The 18,297-nt window shown below is 40.2% G+C and carries 15 protein-coding genes; 9 read left to right on the top strand and 6 right to left on the bottom strand.

The window, feature by feature from the left end:
* Positions 1 to 105 precede the first annotated feature (105 nt).
* The 4 genes from U2718_RS13385 to U2718_RS13400 all read left to right on the top strand — a co-directional run bounded on the left by U2718_RS13385 (position 106) and on the right by U2718_RS13400 (position 7,409).
* Positions 106 to 1,686 (top strand): type II CAAX endopeptidase family protein, encoded by a 1,581-nt coding sequence (locus U2718_RS13385; RefSeq protein ID WP_342000303.1) that lies wholly within the window; start codon positions 106 to 108, stop codon positions 1,684 to 1,686.
* A gap of 1,097 nt (positions 1,687 to 2,783) precedes the next feature.
* Positions 2,784 to 3,059 (top strand): TM2 domain-containing protein, encoded by a 276-nt coding sequence (locus tag U2718_RS13390; RefSeq protein ID WP_342000306.1) that lies wholly within the window; start codon positions 2,784 to 2,786, stop codon positions 3,057 to 3,059.
* A 733-nt stretch (positions 3,060 to 3,792) separates the two neighbouring features.
* Positions 3,793 to 6,207 carry a heavy metal translocating P-type ATPase gene (locus U2718_RS13395; RefSeq protein WP_342000308.1) on the top strand — a complete coding sequence of 805 codons (2,415 nt, stop codon included), beginning with the start codon at positions 3,793 to 3,795 and terminating at the stop codon, positions 6,205 to 6,207.
* A 698-nt stretch (positions 6,208 to 6,905) separates the two neighbouring features.
* Positions 6,906 to 7,409, top strand: coding sequence for an FHA domain-containing protein (locus U2718_RS13400; protein WP_342000310.1), 504 nt, complete (start codon positions 6,906 to 6,908; stop codon positions 7,407 to 7,409).
* Positions 7,410 to 7,513: 104 nt separating this feature from the next.
* On the opposite strand, the gene U2718_RS13405 is transcribed toward U2718_RS13400, so the two are convergent.
* The gene (locus tag U2718_RS13405) at positions 7,514 to 7,876 is read right to left on the bottom strand and encodes a hypothetical protein (protein WP_289793843.1); all 363 of its coding nucleotides are present in this window, start codon (positions 7,874 to 7,876) and stop codon (positions 7,514 to 7,516) included.
* Between the two features lie 176 nt (positions 7,877 to 8,052).
* Here U2718_RS13405 and U2718_RS13410 point away from each other — a divergent pair, with 176 nt between their 5' ends.
* The gene (locus tag U2718_RS13410; RefSeq protein WP_342000313.1) at positions 8,053 to 8,973 is read left to right on the top strand and encodes a TIGR01777 family oxidoreductase; all 921 of its coding nucleotides are present in this window, start codon (positions 8,053 to 8,055) and stop codon (positions 8,971 to 8,973) included.
* A gap of 314 nt (positions 8,974 to 9,287) precedes the next feature.
* On the opposite strand, the gene U2718_RS13415 is transcribed toward U2718_RS13410, so the two are convergent.
* The 3 genes from U2718_RS13415 to U2718_RS13425 form a co-directional block, all read right to left on the bottom strand.
* Positions 9,288 to 9,533, bottom strand: a complete 246-nt coding sequence (locus U2718_RS13415; RefSeq protein ID WP_342000315.1) for a hypothetical protein — start codon at positions 9,531 to 9,533, stop codon at positions 9,288 to 9,290.
* A gap of 102 nt (positions 9,534 to 9,635) precedes the next feature.
* The gene (locus U2718_RS13420) at positions 9,636 to 10,058 is read right to left on the bottom strand and encodes a hypothetical protein (RefSeq protein ID WP_342000317.1); all 423 of its coding nucleotides are present in this window, start codon (positions 10,056 to 10,058) and stop codon (positions 9,636 to 9,638) included.
* Positions 10,059 to 10,123: 65 nt separating this feature from the next.
* Positions 10,124 to 10,483, bottom strand: a complete 360-nt coding sequence (locus U2718_RS13425; RefSeq protein ID WP_342000319.1) for an iron-sulfur cluster assembly accessory protein — start codon at positions 10,481 to 10,483, stop codon at positions 10,124 to 10,126.
* A gap of 355 nt (positions 10,484 to 10,838) precedes the next feature.
* Here U2718_RS13425 and U2718_RS13430 point away from each other — a divergent pair, with 355 nt between their 5' ends.
* The 4 genes from U2718_RS13430 to U2718_RS13445 all read left to right on the top strand — a co-directional run bounded on the left by U2718_RS13430 (position 10,839) and on the right by U2718_RS13445 (position 16,395).
* Positions 10,839 to 12,491, top strand: coding sequence for a DUF6930 domain-containing protein (locus tag U2718_RS13430; protein ID WP_342000321.1), 1,653 nt, complete (start codon positions 10,839 to 10,841; stop codon positions 12,489 to 12,491).
* A gap of 1,588 nt (positions 12,492 to 14,079) precedes the next feature.
* The gene (locus U2718_RS13435) at positions 14,080 to 14,250 is read left to right on the top strand and encodes a CopG family transcriptional regulator (RefSeq protein ID WP_289793836.1); all 171 of its coding nucleotides are present in this window, start codon (positions 14,080 to 14,082) and stop codon (positions 14,248 to 14,250) included.
* Between the two features lie 218 nt (positions 14,251 to 14,468).
* Positions 14,469 to 15,908 carry a 9,9'-di-cis-zeta-carotene desaturase gene (gene zds, locus U2718_RS13440; RefSeq protein WP_342000324.1) on the top strand — a complete coding sequence of 480 codons (1,440 nt, stop codon included), beginning with the start codon at positions 14,469 to 14,471 and terminating at the stop codon, positions 15,906 to 15,908.
* Between the two features lie 37 nt (positions 15,909 to 15,945).
* On the top strand, positions 15,946 to 16,395 hold the full coding sequence (locus U2718_RS13445; RefSeq protein ID WP_342000326.1) for an SRPBCC family protein: 450 nt from the start codon (positions 15,946 to 15,948) through the stop codon (positions 16,393 to 16,395).
* Between the two features lie 71 nt (positions 16,396 to 16,466).
* Here the strand turns inward: U2718_RS13445 and U2718_RS13450 are convergent, their stop codons facing one another.
* Positions 16,467 to 16,706: a 2Fe-2S iron-sulfur cluster-binding protein gene (locus U2718_RS13450; protein WP_342000327.1), complete on the bottom strand. Its 240-nt coding sequence runs from the start codon at positions 16,704 to 16,706 to the stop codon at positions 16,467 to 16,469.
* 12 nt (positions 16,707 to 16,718) lie between these two features.
* A complete protein-coding gene (gene cobQ / locus U2718_RS13455) occupies positions 16,719 to 18,197 on the bottom strand; it encodes a cobyric acid synthase CobQ (protein WP_342000329.1) in 1,479 nt (492 codons plus the stop codon).
* Positions 18,198 to 18,297 lie beyond the last annotated feature (100 nt).

Here is an 18,297-nt window from a genome sequence, read left to right on the forward strand (position 1 = left end):
AGATCTACTATTCGCTTATTCTGAAATCTATACTGTTCCTGCTTTTCTTGCGATAATTCCCAACAGGTACAGGCACTTGACACTGGTTAATCAAGGGGAGGATAGATGACACTTAAGCGGTTGGGTTTATTTTTTTTGACGCTGGTAGCTATTTTTGTTTCAGGTACGTCTCTAGTTAATAGTTGGCAAGAACCTCAGTTTCAAAATCGTTTGGAACTCTACCAAACAAATATTGTGCTACAAGCCTCGCAATGGCAACCGCCAGATAGTAAGGACAGTAATTTCAAGGTAGCGAAGGAAGCGATCGTAGGCGAAAAACCCCTAGAAACAGCTATTAAGCAGTATCAGCAGGCACGTAAATCAGCTCAACTGAATCTAGAAAAAGCCGAAAAACAGCTGGCACGGCTGACATCGGAAGCAGCCACTACTCCTGCAACTCCCAAATCTCAATCAGAAATTCCTCCTGTTAGCAATGTCTCTCCTTCGTTACAGGAAAAACAGTTGCAGCAAACTCTCAACCAATTGCAAAAATCAATTGCTGAAATAGATTTACAGTTAGGAATCTTACAAATACAGCAAGGGAAAAATGATACTGCCTTTAAAACATGGAATGAATTACAGCAAAATTTAGACATGGATTCGCCATTGCGCGAAACAGCCGCCACACTGATTGGGCTGTGGAGTAATCCTCCTCGTCTTCTCCCAGATGCGCAACAAGTGATCCAAGATAACTTAGAAGGTTGGTTCCGATATACCACCCTTACCAAACTGTACGAATCCCAGCAACGTCAAGAAGCCTTGGAAAATATTAAAGTCGAGGCACAAGAAGCTGCTATGGATGCTTTATGGAAATTAGCAATTATAGGTACTATTCCAGCACTAGGGGCTTTTATTGGAATTGGACTACTGATATTTTTGATTGGACAGCGTCTAGTTAAAGGTAAAACAGCTTTACTAGAGCAAAATGCTGATGTAGGTTGGACAACACCCTGGGATGGAGAAACGATTTTACAAGTCTTCGTTGTCGGTTTTTTCTTTATGGGGCAACTTTTAATTCCTTTGGTGTTAGCCCTTCTCCCTATTCCACGTCCAGTTCTAAATGTACGTATTCAAGCATTTTACGTATTCTTGAGCTACATTTTGGTAGCGTCGGGCGCACTATTGGTGCTGTATTTATCTATCAAACGTTTTTTACCGCTACCATCTGATTGGTTTCGCTTTCGCTGGCAAAGTAATTGGTTTTTGTGGGGATTTGGTGGTTATTGTGCCGCGCTACCGATTGTGGTGGTAGTGTCCCTAATTAATCAACAACTATGGCAAGGACAAGGCGGTAGTAATCCTTTGTTACAACTGGCATTGGAAAGTCAAGATTCTGTTGCACTGGGACTATTTTTTGTCACCGCTGCGATCGCTGCCCCGTTGTTTGAAGAATTTCTATTTCGCGGCTTTTTGTTACCCTCGCTCACGCGTTATATGTCTGTGTGGTGGGCAATTCTTGCTAGTGGCTTTTTCTTTGCTATTGCTCACCTCAGCTTGTCAGAAGTTCTACCACTGTTTTCTTTGGGGGTAGTTTTAGGAGTAGTGTACACGCGATCGCGCAATCTCCTTGCTCCCATGCTTCTCCATAGCCTTTGGAATAGTGGCACTCTCATCAGTCTATTTATCCTCGGCAGTAGCAGTCACTAAATTTTAGTCATGCTTTACCAAAATTTCATGAAATACCAAGATAATATGTCATAAAAATCTACTAATTATAGTTGGTACTTAGCCTAGAAAAATGTTAGTTTGAGAAAAAATATGCTGCTAGTATAAAAAGGCAAAAAGTGGGGTAGTCAGCTGGTACTGAATCGGAAATTTCCGAACGGTAAACTGCTTCTCTCCATTGGCAACGGTGTATATTCTCTAACTTGCAGACGCCTAAAAAGTACGCGGTAGACGCCTCTAGAGCAGCTTCTCGTAGGATGTATAACTTCAAGCGAAGATGAGTTGCTCTTTAGAGTACCAACTATTAGTAGGCTTTGCGGACTTGATAAGTGTCTGTAAAGTTTTTTCCCAGTAGCACCGATATGACAGAAGGTAGAAAGTAAGAAACTTATAATATGGTTTTTTTGTCTATTCTTAACTGTTAGATTATTTTCACCAGGACATACTAGCCTTCAAAATGGCAGCAGTTAGTAAAGTAGATGACAAATTAGTCTAAGAATGATAACACTGTCAGTTGTCAGCCTTCTACTAAAGCAAATTGTCTGTAGTTTCTGTCTGAGTTTAACTTAATGACGGAATGACAATACAAATTTTGCTCTGGTGGTTTACCTGACTTAATTTGGGAAATATTCCTTAAACTGTGGTGTCTAAGGTTTAATGTTATTCAGTGTCACAATTGAGTCCGTAAATCTTAAAAAATCCGGAAGTGACATTGTTGAAATTGTAATCATTATCCTGATTTGGTTGTTTTGCGCTCGTGATAGTAACTCTTTAACTGAGAATCTGCTGTTACAAAAATAATGCAAAACGCTATTTTACATTTTTTTAAGTTCAAAATCTTTTGATTAGGGGAAGCAGCTTCAGGATATTTCTGAATCACTGCTTACTCTATTGATGATTGCGTTGCCTATAAAATTAGGTTGCGCTAGTTTTGTGATCTATCAATTTATATGATGAATTTGACCAAAATTGAGGTATAAATTCATCTACTTCTTAAATTAAGATATTCAGTAAATTTATCTTTTTGATAGATAGTTAGAGTTTTAATTTTACACATCACCCTTGAAGGAGCAGCACCCGTGGCAAATCTCAACCCTAGTCATGCTACCAAACAACTTTTGGCTGGATACTGCGGCATTATTTTAGGAGGACTTGGCGTTCATAAATTTATTCTTGGTTATTCTACAGAAGGCTTCATCATGCTTGTAATCTCTTTAGTTGGAGGTTATTTCACCTACGGCTTTACCTTACTAATTATGCAACTAATTGGTTTGATAGAAGGAATGATTTACTTAAATAAATCCCATAACGAATTTGTTGATACTTATTTTGTAAACAGACAGGGATGGTTTTAAATTCATATTACTAAGGCTTTAATCACTATCTCAGATTTACTTACATTTAGCTAATCAGTGAAATTAAGAATCAGTGAAGTATTTTTGATGCTTCTGTAGATTGTACGTTTAAACTAATAAGCTATTTCCTAGCTGACTTGCTCTAATACTTGAAAAATCAGCAAGTTACTAGGAGGTTTATTAGTTGCATATTATTTAAGAATTTAAAATTTCTTATCCAAAAATATATGAATTTAAAAATATCTATGTTTGATTAAATAATTAAAGTTTTTATGACCAAATAAATTTGAAATAAGACTATATGAAACTAATTTAGTATTACCAACAATTGACTTTATGTTAAACAAAAACACTGTGTATCCTGTATAGCGTTTTTACTAATTAAAAAATATTATCTTTAGATCAATATGCTAACCATCAATCGTAAAAACATATCCTTAGCTACATTTGCCCTATTGAGTTTAGTGTATTTCTGCACTATATCTAATCTGGACATTAATCCTTTTTTAAGAGGTGAGGCTGTTCTGATGCCAATACAGTTACTAGCTGTTATTTACGTGAGTTATTGGCGCTGGAGCCGCAAAGAGTCAACAGAATCATAAGCCTTAATAAAACTTCATGTAATTGACATTCTATCGTCGTTACGAATTTCGCCTACTCTCAAAGTAGGGGTGGGCATTACTCCACCTTGGCTAAAAGCCTTGACGTTTCGTAGCACATTCAAAATCTTTCCATGCAACTTGTCCCGAAAACTAACCTCTCCCCAGAACTAACCCCAACCACAGAAAAAATTATTCTGGATGTAGGGGGTATGAAGTGTGCTGGCTGTGTGAAGGCTGTAGAGCGGCAGCTAGCTCAATATCCAGGAGTCAAGAATGCTAGTGTGAACTTGGCGACGGAGGTGGCAGTCATAGAATCAGAAACTGGTGTTGTAGAACCAGATGCATTAGCAAAGCAATTGACAGCGGCTGGATTCCCATCTCAACCCAGACAATCTTATGGAAAATTGGCAGAGAAAACACAAGCATTACAAGATCCGGCACAACAGCAACGCCAAGAAATGCAATCTGCACGAAGGCAGTTGGTAATTGCTACCGTACTGCTGATATTATCGGGGGTGGGTCATTTGGGGAGCTTTAGTGGTGAACTGTTGCCAGGTTTACATAACATCTGGTTCCACTTTGGATTAGCAACAGCAGCATTACTAATTCCAGGGCGCTCAATTTTTATTGATGGTTGGCTTGGTTGGCGGCGAAATGCACCCAATATGAATACCTTGGTAGGTTTGGGAACACTAACTGCCTACATAGCAAGTGTAGTAGCTTTGCTATTTCCCCAGCTTGGTTGGGAGTGTTTCTTTGATGAGCCTGTAATGATGTTGGGTTTCATCTTATTAGGACGGACATTAGAAAAACAAGCCAGAGGAAGTGCCGCTGCTGCATTTAAGCAATTATTGAATCTGCAACCCCAGATAGCAAGATTACTCACCAAACCGAAGATAGGCGGGGAAGTAGGGGAAATTTTAGAAATTCCGGCAGATCAGGTACGTGTCGGTGAATGGTTGCAAGTTCTACCAGGAGATAAAATTCCAGTCGATGGGATGGTGGTGGATGGACAAACAACCATTAATGAATCTATGCTGACTGGTGAATCAGTGCCTGTACTCAAGCAAAACGGAGATGCAGTTACAGCAGGAACACTCAATCAGTCAGGAGCGATCGCGATTGAGGCAACTCGTACTGGCAACGATACAACTTTGGCGCAAATTGTTGCCCTGGTGGAAGCGGCGCAAGTCAGAAAAGCACCCGTACAAAAATTAGCAGATACAGTAGCCGGGTATTTTACCTATGGAGTGCTGACAGCGGCTTTATTCACATTTTTATTTTGGTACTTTATCGGCACCAATATTTGGGCTGATGTCGCCACCTCAACGCGCATGGAGATGTCTCATCACTCTCCACAGGTAATACATCACCTCTACTCACCACTTTTACTGAGCTTAAAGCTCGCAATTTCAGTTATGGTTGTAGCTTGTCCCTGTGCTTTAGGATTGGCTACACCGACAGCTATTCTCGTTGGTACAGCGATCGCTGCCGAACAAGGTATATTAATTAAAGGTGGCGATGTTTTGGAAAAAGCACATCAGCTAAATACCATAGTTTTTGATAAAACTGGCACGTTAACAACTGGTAATCCGATTGTCACAGATTGCCTTGTACTAGAAGAACTCGATTCAGTCCCCAATTCTCAGCACCTGTTACAACTTGCTGCTGCTGTTGAAAGCGGCACCTGCCATCCCTTAGCCACAGCAATTCGCAAAGAAGCACAGCGGCAACAGTTATTTGTTCCATCGGGCGATCGCTTTCACACAGAACCAGGATTGGGTGTTTCTGCTGTTGTGGAAGGTAATTTAGTGTTATTAGGAAACTGGGATTGGCTTCTGGCACACGGAATTTCCATTTATGAAGCTGCACAAAAGCAAGCTCAAGCCTTGGCAGTAGATGGCAAAACAGTTGTCGGAGTAGCAGTTGGAGAAAAATTTGCTGGATTAATTGCCGTTCAAGATACCCTTAGATCAGATGCAAAACTAGCTGTAGAAAATTTGCATCAAATGGGAGTGCGAGTCATGCTTTTAAGCGGTGATACACCAGCAGCCGCTTTTGCCATTGCCGAACAACTGGGATTAAATCCTACTGATGTGATGGCAGGTGTTCCTCCAGCCAAGAAAGCAGACGTAATTAAATCTCTTCAAACACCAGAAATAGGAATATCCAACTCCCAATCTGTTGTTGCTATGGTGGGTGATGGTATCAATGACGCTCCAGCTTTATCTCAAGCAGATATTGGTATTGCCTTACACGCAGGCACAGATGTTGCAATGGAAACTGCTGATATTGTCTTAATGCGAAATTCTCTAACTGACGTAACCAAATCAATTCAATTGAGTCGTGCTACCTTCAACAAAATTCGCCAAAACCTATTCTGGGCTTTTGCATATAATACGTTGGGAATTCCCCTTGCAGCAGGTATTTTATTGCCTAGTCTACATTTTGTTCTTAACCCTGCTGGTGCAGCAGCCCTAATGGCTTTTAGTTCGGTGAGTGTAGTTACTAATTCTTTGCTATTACGGCGCTTTGCTCATGGCTAGGAGAATTTTCTGACGTAAATGTGGAGACAGAAGTCGCTAATCTAAGATAGCCGCTAGCGACCTGCCTCCCTTTGCCCTTATACTAAAATTTAGTGTAGGAAAGCGTAAATTTGCCTTGATCGCTATATTCGTTTTCTTGTTAGAGATGAAATGAAAGCGAAATATAGCAAATAGTGTGGTAAACAACCTAATACGTCAAAAATTTTCAAGCCCTGTATCATCAGCGAATACCAGATTGTAGACACCTTCTGGGCTACTTGCAATACACTATAAAGTGTTCCCAAAATCTTTAAGGTGTAGCTAAAAGTTGGTTCCCTGGATGTGAGAATCCGCACGTTTTGAAGTGTCGCAGGGTAAAACAGATGACCGTACGTAGTACATATGTCAATCCTACTGCTGTATCGGGCGGTAGATACAATAAAATCCTTATGATTTGGTAGACTTATCTGATGAGTTATCGTACTATTGCTGTCACTCCATCGCTTTGGGTGTGGTTTAACTACCTTATGCGTGCGATCGCAACCTGAACTTTTTCATGATAGTTTGTTCAGAACTAAGCTTTATTGATTGCTTTGACCATCAAAATATCCTAGTTCCTGTCTGGATAATTCTTAAAACAAACTGAGCAAGTAACTTGAAGAGTTTTACCATTTTACTTATTTCATCACTTTGCTTGACCACAGGTTCTAGATGACGGAATGGCAAACAATAATTTTAAACAAATCTTGATTAACGACAGTTCAACTGATTTTAGCAATGATTTGGCAATGGCAGCAGAAACCCGTGAAAGTCATCTACTGATCTTAGAAGATGATCAGGGACGCAAAGAATTTATTTTAGAACATTCCATTTATTCTATTGGTCGAGATAGAGAGTGCGATATTCGTTTAGTCTCGCAATTTGTCTCGCGTCGCCATGCTACTTTACTGAAACTGCCTCGAAAAGATAATAGTAATAACCATTACTATAGAATTGTTGATGGTGATGCAAAAGGTAGACCCAGTTCTAATGGCTTAATGATTAATGGACGCAAGATCCAGACTCACAATCTCAAAAATGAAGACGAAATTATTTTTGGCCCGCAAGTACGTGCCATTTATTACCTATTACAGCATGAGACCACGCCACCTGGTCAGACTGATGCTAGTGAATATGATATAACGCTCATTAACCCTGGCATGACTGAGGATTTTGAGGACTGAAAAACTGCATATACAGATAATTTTGCGAAGATTTTAGTGGAAATTTCAAGGGTGTTCTGCCAAAAGCTAGCCTCAGTCAAAGCTAGCTGTAACAGACACCTCTACTATAAGCGTTCATAGCTATCTGCCAGACTTTCTATCAAATGCCAATAGTGATTATTTTCTATCGACTGCTTAATGAATTCAAACACTTGCCGACAGTGGTTATCAAGTTGCAGTGGTAATTCTTCATTTTTGATGACAATACTCATTCGGGTTTCTGTTTCGGTAGCTGTGCTGATATCAATAAATACCTCTGCTTTTACCATTTTAGAGAAGGAAACAGTACCAGGAATTTCACGTGCCATAATATAATCCGACGTACAGTACTGCACAACCAAATTACAATTTTGCAGTAGTTCTGTAACTAACGTCTGGAGATCATGAATAGGAACAGAAAGAAGAAACGAACAGGTATAGCGAGCCATAATAGCCCCAAGCCTTGCAACACTCCGTCCATCCTATAATATCGAACCATATAAAACGCAAGTCACTCATATTCATTGTCTGAGTACCAAAGCCTATATTGCTTCCATCATTAAAAAAATTCCTACCGCTGAAAATTTGATAAAAAACTTTAAAATAAGTTTGGCGGAGGTAAAAAATGAAAGTAGCAATCACCGGAGCAACAGGATTTGTTGGAAGTCACTTAGTAAAGCGACTTCACAAAGAAGGTCATAGGGTATTAGTGTTAACTCGCAACACTGCTCATGCCCAAAAGTTTTTTCCAAAGCAAGCTTTTAACAATGTAGAAATTATTACTTATACTCCTACAGCATCAGGTTCTTGGCAACAGGCGATCGCCGATTGTGATGGTGTAGTCAATCTTACTGGTGAACCCATTGGAGAGGGGCGCTGGACACCAGCACGCAAACAGGAAATCCTCAATAGCCGCAAACTCAGCACACAAAAAATCGTTGAAGCAATAGCCAATGCTGATTCAAAACCTAGTGTTTTAGTTAACGCATCAGCTATCGGTTATTACGGTACAAGCGAAACTACTACATTTGATGAGACTAGCTCACCGGGTAACGATTTTCTTGCCCAAGTCTGTCAAGCTTGGGAAGCAGAAGCGCAAAAAGTCACAGATTATAGTGTTAGATTAGTCATTTTGCGATTTGGCATTGTTTTGGGCTTGGGTGGTGCTTTGGGTAAAATGATAACTCCCTTTAAGCTTTTCGCGGGTGGCCCTATTGGTAGTGGTAGACAGTGGTTTTCTTGGATTCACATTGATGATTTAGTTGACTTAATTGTGCAAGCTTTAACAAAACCAGATATGACAGGCGTATACAATGCTACCGCTCCCCATCCTGTCCGCATGGCAGAGTTATCTCAAACTATGGGCAAAGTCATGCATCGCCCTTCTTGGTTGCCAGTTCCAAGCTTTGCAATCGAAGCCCTGTTAGGGGATGGAGCAATAGTAGTTCTGGAAGGCCAACAAGTTTTACCTAAACGTACTCTAGACAGTGGCTTTAAGTTTCAATATCCTGATTTGCAGCCAGCCCTAGAAGAAGTTTTGAAATGAAGTTAATTGGATAGTAGTTGGTAGGGTTAGTAGATAGTAGTTAGTAGAAGTAGGGGCATTATTTTTCGGCTGAAACAGACAATTTATCTTCTAAACCCGCACGGCAGTCGCACTCGACGCGCTTAACCCGCAAGGGCGCTTACGCTCCTTTATGCCGGGAAAACCCGCCCACTGGACTGGCTCACCGCCTCCGGCGTCTACGTGACGAGAACCACCAAGACGGGGGCTGCTTCACCGCACTGGCTCCGCAAAGCGTTGCCTGCCGTACAGTAGTTGATTGTCAACCCCTAACCACTATCCACTATCCACTAAAACTATTGATTTGACTGAAATTTCCGGGAAACCCAATTGATGACACCGCTGAGAATAGCACCACCCATCAGAATACCAATTGCTGGGTTAAACAGAGGTTGCCAGAGTTGATGCCATAAATCTAAGCCCAAGGGTACGCCAGTGGCTTGACCGATAACTGCGATCGCGAACCAGCCAAAGCCAAACAAAACTAGGAATACATCAACCACTAAAATCAGATTTAGCCAATTCAAAATTTTATCTTTCATCAGTTGTCGCGTTTTCAACTGTAACTATCAATGGCAAATCGCTAATGGCTAATAGTATCAGAAGCCATCAGCGATTTGCAATTAACAACTAGCAATTAGTAATTACTCTTCAAATAGCCATTTTTTGACTTTCGCTAAACTTTGCCAATCTGGTTTTCTAGCGAAACCATCCGCAATGCTGTTTTCAATTTCCTCTCGCCATTCGGAATTAAGCAAGATTAGCTGGCTTGCAGCATCAATATGTTCGCGCAAACCTTTTTGCCCAGTTTCCAGCATAGCGATAGCGAGATTGATCCTGGCTTGGGGATCTTGTGGATTTAGCTTCACTGCTTTTTGTGCGGCTTTATAAGCAAAACTAGATTTGTTATCCAGTAGATAAAGCCACGCCAAACACGTCCATGCCGAGCTACTTTTAGGAGCGCGATCGCAAATTTCTTTAAACACAGGAATCAAAGCATCTGCTGATTCTCCAGCTTTATACCTTTCCAAACCTGTATCAAACAGGGATTCAACTGTATTAGTCATTAGTCATTAGTGATTAGTCGTGATTCATTCATCCTTTGCCAAGTGACAAAGAACAAATGACTATATTACACTCCAAATGACTTACCACAGCCGCAAGTTTGGGAGGCATTGGGATTAGTAAACTGGAAACCACCGCCAATCATAGCATCACTATAATCAAGCATTAAGCCATAGAGATATAATAAACTCTTGCGATCGCATACAATTTTGAAGCCGTCATAATCAAAAACTTCATCATTAGAGGTAATCTTGCTAGGGTCTTCAAAATCCATTATGTAAGACATTCCGGAGCATCCACCTTGACGCACTCCTACCCGCAAGCATAAATCTTTGCCAGCCTGTTTCTCCTGCAAAAGTTTCACTTGCCGCAATGCTGCTTCGCTCAACTGAATTCCTTTTTGCGATGATTGAGTTGCTTGTGTCATTTGCGTTTTAACTCCTAAAGCTGATAATTTTCAACCTATAGTGAATAAGGAAGGAACTTTTAACTCCAAACTTTCGTCACCAGGTTGCCTAAAAGTTAAAGTTTTTCTCTCTATTCTAGCGACATTGCTGTCTCAAGTTGCCAAATTGTAAATACTCCGTCCAAAGCACGCAAAGATTTTTATTCTAGAATTGAGAGACTCAATATGTTTTGAGATTCAATATTTTTGAAGTTTTAGCCTTTGGCAGCCAAAAACCGCGATCGCCCTTCAATCATCAGCTGAGGGAATTTTTATCCGAGGCTAGCCCTGACTCAAAAATTTACTTGCAAATCGCTTGTTTTGATTCACTTACTCTATGACAAGTTTTAATCGCTCTACCAGCCGCCGTTTGCGGAAATTAACTCAAATTCCTTCTGTATGGGAGGGCGATCGCCGTCCATTGTCATCATCACAAACCCAGCACTTAGACTCAGAGACAAAAGGCGAATGCATTCTTTGGGTAGATGGTACGCAAGGTATTGTCCGAGGAATGGACGTAGTACCTCCAGAAAGCGGCCCAGAGGCAATTGTTCGTACTTTAATGCGAGCAATGGAAAATCCCCACAGCCCCGCCAAGGCAGCTCGTCCTCAAAGAATAGTAGTCAGAGATCGTGAAATTCAATTTTATTTGCGCGGTGTCCTGCAAGACTTGGATATTGCAATTGACTATTCACCGGAATTGCCCTTAATTGACGAATTGTTTCGAGGGTTTTCGGAAATTCTAGACTCTCAAGTTCCCGAATTACCACCACAGTATGCACAAGCCCTAAGAGAAAAGGCATTAGCAATGTGGCAGATAGCGCCTTGGGAATTATTGGAAGAACAGCAAATCTTGTCAATAGAGATTAATAAGTGGGATGTAGGTACACTCTATGCCTCAGTGATGGGAATGTTGGGCATGGAGTATGGAGTATTGTTATATCGTTCGGAAGAATCCCTCAAGCAGTTTCGCGCCACTATTTTAAGAGAAGATGAATCACAAGGGCATCTAGAAGAAGCCTTTCTCAAGCAAGATTGTCTGTTTTTAACTTTTGAGCACGCTGATGAAAGTGAAGACACAGAGGATGAAGAGTTTGAAGATTTGGCAGAGCTACCCTTATCGGAAATTCAACCCACTTTCGGCAATATTCATCCTTTAGAAGGACTGCGATCAGTTTTGTATGACGAAGAAGCATTGATAGTATATGTTGCCTTAGAAGGGTTGTGCCGCTTTCTTCGAGATCACCGTCGCCAACTGGGGGGCGATTCTTTTCCCTGTGCTAGTCGTCGCTACCGAATTTCACTACCTGTTGCTAGCGATGAATCTACGAAATCAGTATCTATCACCGTTGCGACGATGCCTCAGTTGGCAACAGAACTAGAGGAAATGGCAGGTTACGAACTTGAGGAAGACGACGAGATTGAATCGCACATTGATCCGATTTTCCGTTCTTTGCGAGATGACTTAATACCAGAAGACTCCTTTCTGAGCTTGGGTGTTGTTTCTTGGGAGATGTTGGAGTACCTGCATCAGGGAGTTAAATATTACCAAGCTGGAGAAATTAAACCAGCAGGTGACGGTTTGCCCGTGATTTTAATTCAAACCTCCCGCCCTAAGGCTAAAATCGTGATTGAAAATATTGAAAAAGCTGGTGGACTGAAAGCTATTTGCTTTAATCCGGGTTCTGATCCCTTAGGCGGCGATCGCTATGACCTTGGTTTACTGCAAACTCAAAATGGTGAACTGTTCCTTTTTGGTGAGTTTTTAGATGATGATCCAATTCACGTAGAAGCTCGAAAAAAATGGAATCAGCGGTGTAAACACACTAAAGGCTACTGTGGTTTAATCATTGCTAGAGGGTTAACAGGTTCTGCCCGTGGTAATCCCCAGCTGCGAGATATGATGGCTTTGTTTGAGGCGCGATCGCTTTCACCTCAAGATCTAGGAATAGGTACTCTTCAATTAATGCCCCAACTACAATTTGAATAGTTGTTTACCCTATCACTACAAAAAACACTCTGTAGGTATTGTCCAGCGGGGAGCATAATTGTTTGGTTGAAGGATAATTTTTAGTTTATTTATAGCAACAGTATAGATACTGACTGGAGAACCCTGAATCCTTAATTTCAGGGTTTTTCGGTGCGGTAGCTGTGTTTAAAGAAGAGTGTAAGACTACTTGCACAAGCCATTACTCTAAGTGAATCCAGGCTAAATCCATCTTATATCAATCCACAGGTTAAGGTATCTACATAGTTTTCTATTTATACCGCTAATCGAATTAATTGTATTGAGTAATAAATACTTAACTTCAAGAAGAAAAATTCAGTAATATCGGAATCTTTTAAAAAAAATATTTTAAATTGCACATTGTTTGCGACCGATAAATACATTTTAGTACAAAGAAACTGTTTTAAATCTTCTTAGAGTTAACTTATAATGCTAAGTTTATTAATTTTTGATTAAGAGTATACTCTCCTTCTTTTTCTAAGTACTTCTTTAAGATAAATAATCAGTAACAACAAAGTAATATATAAAACTAGTAATATACTTAATTACTTTTATTATTAATCGAGATAAATCACTTAATTTCATAAATCATATATTCATTCCAGTGGGTCGGAAGAAAATACTCACCCTACTATTATTGAAAAATTTACATTTTAGATATAAAAACTTTATAACCTAATGTTAAAAATAGTACTGATTTTAAAAAGAACAACTTAAGTATAAATTCGGTAAAGTTTGAGTAAAGGTAAAGTTATCTTAGAAAAAAGAGATACAATTAAAACAGAAATACAGAGGAGTTTATACTTTTTTGAAAAATCATCTATGTTGAATAACAAATATGTTTACAACTCAAACTCTTGTTTAGACATAAATGAACAAATAGCTTCTACCCTATTAGTAATAGCAATGATTGCAAATGTTCGAGAAGAAGAAAGACATATACATTTGCATTCAAAATTTAGAGGTATTGCAAGTTTACCTATAAGTGTATGTACTTTGTAAGCAAGTATCAACACTATTCAACAAAAGTTATTTCCCATGTAGATAATGCTCTGTCCGAGATGATAAAGCTAATGGGAAATAATTATTTGTATACTGAGTTTTCCATAACCAAAAATATCTCAGCATTTATCTATATAGTAAACTCACACCTTCATGTAATATCTGCAAGCACTATGGCATATATTTCCCCCAAAAGTGCTTCGTGAAATTATGCTAGAGAGATAGTGAGATGTGTTAGTAATAGCAGACTGGAGAAACAGTTATGTAAAAAAATGGTCATTTGTACTCAATTTGAAAAATTACTAGTTCAATCTGTTCCATACTCACTCTTGCTAACTTATTGACGTACAAAGGCGAGTATACGCTAGTGTTCCTGTCAAAAGAACAATCAAAAAATTCAAATTCTGTAGTTTGTTAGAAAAATGAAGAACATATTTACCAAATTCAGCTTTTAGCACCTATGACATTGCTTGTTACCTGACAAAAACTCTGATATTCTTATCTATTTCATCCTCACTTAATCGATGATTATTTAGTGATGTTAGTATCTAGCAAATAACACAATCAAATGACTAATAAGAAGTGGGCTGTAAAACGTATTACTGTGAATTTAGCAACACAGGAGGCAGAAAAACTGGAAAAGTATTGTCAACAGACTGGTAGACCGGCAACTGATGTAATTCGAGAACTAATCCGAGGATTACCAACAAACGAAGAAAGCAAAGATGCCAATCAATAAAATAGAGAAACAACTAACAACAGAATAATCATCTAAGAACAAGAAAGACTGCAACTATTTATACCTTTTGTCTTTTTGTTTTTTACCTGATTCCTGTTTTACTTTTGTGTAAGTACGCAGGGTAGTGTCTACTCCCTTAACCCTTGATTCAATATGAATAGCCAATTTCGACGCCAACGCAGTTACAATTTGTAAAGAAACTGAAAAGGACGGACGGAATGCGTGTTGTGATCGTGGGTGCGGGGCTAGCTGGACTATCAACAGCTGTAGATTTAGCTGATGCAGGTTGTGAAGTCCAGATTTTGGAGTCTCGTCCATTTGTTGGTGGTAAAGTTGGTAGTTGGATAGATGGCGATGGTAACCATATTGAAATGGGGTTGCACGTCTTCTTTGGAAATTACTATCAGTTGTTGGAATTGATGAACAAAGTGGGAGCGTTTGGAAACCTCCTACCTAAACAACACACCCATACCTTCATTAATCAAGGAGGGCGAATTGGCACCCTTGATTTTCGCTTTTTAATGGGTGCACCTTTCAATGGTCTCAAGGCATTTTTCACTTGCTCTCAAATATCATTACTGGATAAATTGCAGAATGCAGTAGCACTTTCAACAAGTCCAATAGTGCGGGGTTTAATAGATTACAACGGTGCAATGCAAAATATCCGTAATTTGGATAACATTAGTTTTGCCGATTGGTTCCGCAGTCATGGAGGTAGCCAAGCCAGCATTGAGCGAATGTGGAACCCGATCGCCTACGCTTTAGGCTTTATTGATTGTGAAAATATTTCTGCCCGCTGTATGCTGACAATCTTTCAGTTATTTGCCGTTAGAACTGAGGCATCAAAACTGCGGATGTTGTCAGGTTCACCCTATGAATACCTGCACAAGCCAATCTTGGAATACTTAGAAGCAAGGGGAACAAAAATTTACACTCGCCGGGGAGTGCGGGAAATCCAGTTTGTTGAAGAAGGGGAACAAACCCACGTTACTGGTATAGTAGTAGCCAACGGTGATACAGAAGAAATTCTTACCGCCGATGCCTACGTAGCTGCTTGTGATGTGCCAGGCATTCAACGCCTCTTACCCCAACAATGGCGCAAGTGGTCAGAATTTGAAAATATCTATAAATTAGAAGCGGTGCCTGTAGCTACGGTGCAGTTGCGGTTTGATGGTTGGGTAACGGAACTGCAAGATGCTAAAGCGCGTAAACAACTAGATCGTGCAGCCGGAATTGATAATTTGTTATATACTCCCGATGCAGACTTTTCCTGTTTTGCTGATTTAGCTTTAACTAGCCCTGCTGATTATTATCGCCAAAGGCAGGGGTCATTGTTGCAACTAGTGCTGACACCGGGAGATCCATTTATTAAACAAAGTAATGAGGAAATAGCCCAGCACGTTCTGGCGCAAGTACATCAGTTGTTTCCCTCATCACGAGAACTGAATATGACTTGGTACAGTGTGGTAAAACTGGCTCAGTCTCTTTATAGGGAAGCACCAGGAATGGATATTTATCGTCCCAATCAACAGACACCTGTGGCTAATTTCTTTCTAGCGGGGAGTTATACGCAACAAGACTATATTGATAGCATGGAAGGAGCAACAATTTCGGGAAGGCGAGCAGCGAAAGCTATTTTAGAGACTGTGAAAAAGTAGAGGTTACAAACAACCCGCAAAGGAAGAAAAAAAGAGAATGTCTGATTGGCTAGAGCATAGCGTGCAAGTAGAAGTAGAGGCTCCCATAGATGTAGTATGGGGTCTTTGGTCTGATTTAGAGCAGATGCCTCGTTGGATGAAGTGGATTGATTCAGTCAAAGTTCCTGAAGATAATCCAGATATATCTATATGGAAGCTCAAAACTGGCGGTTTGGAATTTACTTGGAAATCTCGCATTCTCAAAGTTATTCCCAATCAAATTATTCAATGGGAATCGGTGGATGGTTTACCAAATCGAGGTGCTATTCGCTTTTATGATCGCCATAACAGCAGTATTGTCAAACTTACTGTTGGCTATGCTATCCCTGGTATTATTGGCAAAATAATGGATAATTTGTTTTTGGGAAGGGTTGTAGAATCAACGCTTCTAGCAGATATGGAACGGTTTAAAGAATACGTCTTAAAAGTAAAACAACAAAGTAGATAGTGGTTAGTGGATAGTCGTTAGTAGTAATTTTTGACTACCTACTACTAACTACTAACTACTAACAATATAAATTACCACGTTGGATCACTAAACAGATTGATTGTTAGTTTTTCGCGCCCAGGTGGAACTGCGTTGATGCAAGCGCGGATTGTTTCTCCATCCTCTAATTCTACTGCACAAGCATAACAAGAACCCATTAGACACCCAGTAGGAATTAATACTCCAGCTCGTTCTGCAACATCTAGCAGGGGTTCTCCCACTTCGGCATCAACAGTAACATCGTCTGGTAAGAAATGGACGCGAACACTCATAGTTTCCAAGCACTACGACAAAAATGGAGTTAAATCTAAATGTCGTTCAATCTCTCTAGCAAGGTAGTCTAAGAGATTGTCTCGCTGATCTCGATAGTTGGCAACTCCTGTAGGCAGAGATTTTAAACCCCGTTGCTGACGCAGTCTATTTAACCAAGCACGACGCCAAGGGCCATTATCAAATATACCGTGGAGGTAAGTACCCCAGACTGATTGACAACGATCTACTAATCCTAAATTAGCATCGTCGAATAAAGGATGGTAGGCTTGGGGATCTACTCCTTGAGTTTCTGTGCGCGATCGCCCTTGATGAATTTCAAATCCACTCACCGGTAAACCCATTTGCGGATAATTTGAGGTGACTTGCCGCTGACGGGCAATTTTTTGTCCTGTAATTACTGTTTTGATGGGTAATAGTCCTAAGCCCTGGTATCTGCCAGCTTGTCCTTCTATGCCTTCTGGATCGGCGATAATTTGACCAAGAATTTGGAAACCTCCACAGATACCTAATACTGTACCTCCAGCCGCTGCGTAATTTTGAATTGCTTCTGCCATACCGGTTTTTTGCAGTAGTAGCAAATCAGGAATTGTTGCTTTTGTACCTGGGATAATTACTGCATCTGGACGTCCTAATTCATGCTTGGGGCTTAAGTATTTAATTGTAACCGTCGGCTCTGATTCTAACGGATCGAAGTCGGTAAAGTTGGAAATTCTCGGTAGGCGGATAACGCTAATATTCAGTTCAGTTGAAGATTTGTAAGATTTACGTTCCAATAAATCAAGGGAATCCTCTGCGGGGAACATAGTATCTAAGTAAGGAATAACGCCAACTACGGGAATACCTGTACGTTCTTCCAACCATTTGATACCCGGTTCTAGGAGCGATCGCTGCCCCCGAAACTTATTAATAACGACACCGCGAATTAGGGTGCGTTCCTCCGGCTCTAGTAGTTCTAGCGTTCCGACTACATGGGCAAAAGCACCACCTCTGTCAATATCAACAACTAATAAAGTTGGAGCATTTAAGTGTTTTGCTACCCGCATATTAGTTAAGTCGCGGAGCTTGAGGTTAATTTCCGCTGGGCTACCAGCACCTTCACAAATCAGTACATCAAATTCTGTTGCTAAATGTTGTAGAGATTCTTCAATTGCTCGCCATCCAAGTTCAAAATACTGCTCATAGTAATCTTGAGCATTAACTCTGCCTACAGGTTTACCTTTAATAATTAATTGAGAAGTCATGTCACCCTGGGGTTTGAGTAAAATGGGATTCATTTCTACCCAAGGAATAACTCCCGCAGCCCAAGCTTGTACAGCTTGTGCATAACCCATTTCTCCACCGTTGACAGTGACATAGGCGTTTAAAGCCATATTTTGACCTTTAAAGGGAGCCACTCGCCAGCCACGTTGCGACAGAATGCGACAAATAGCCGCAGTTATCAGTGATTTACCTGCATGGGATGTTGTTCCCACTACCATAATTGCTTTCATAATTTAGCTTTTTTTCCCAAGTTGGTACAATCTTAAAAGTTGAAATGTAATATAGCTCACCCTAGTAGTGAAAGAGTAATAGAAGGCAGAGGGTATAAGG

Source organism: Chlorogloeopsis sp. ULAP02 (assembly GCF_038404745.2).
GTDB lineage: Bacteria > Cyanobacteriota > Cyanobacteriia > Cyanobacteriales > Nostocaceae > Chlorogloeopsis.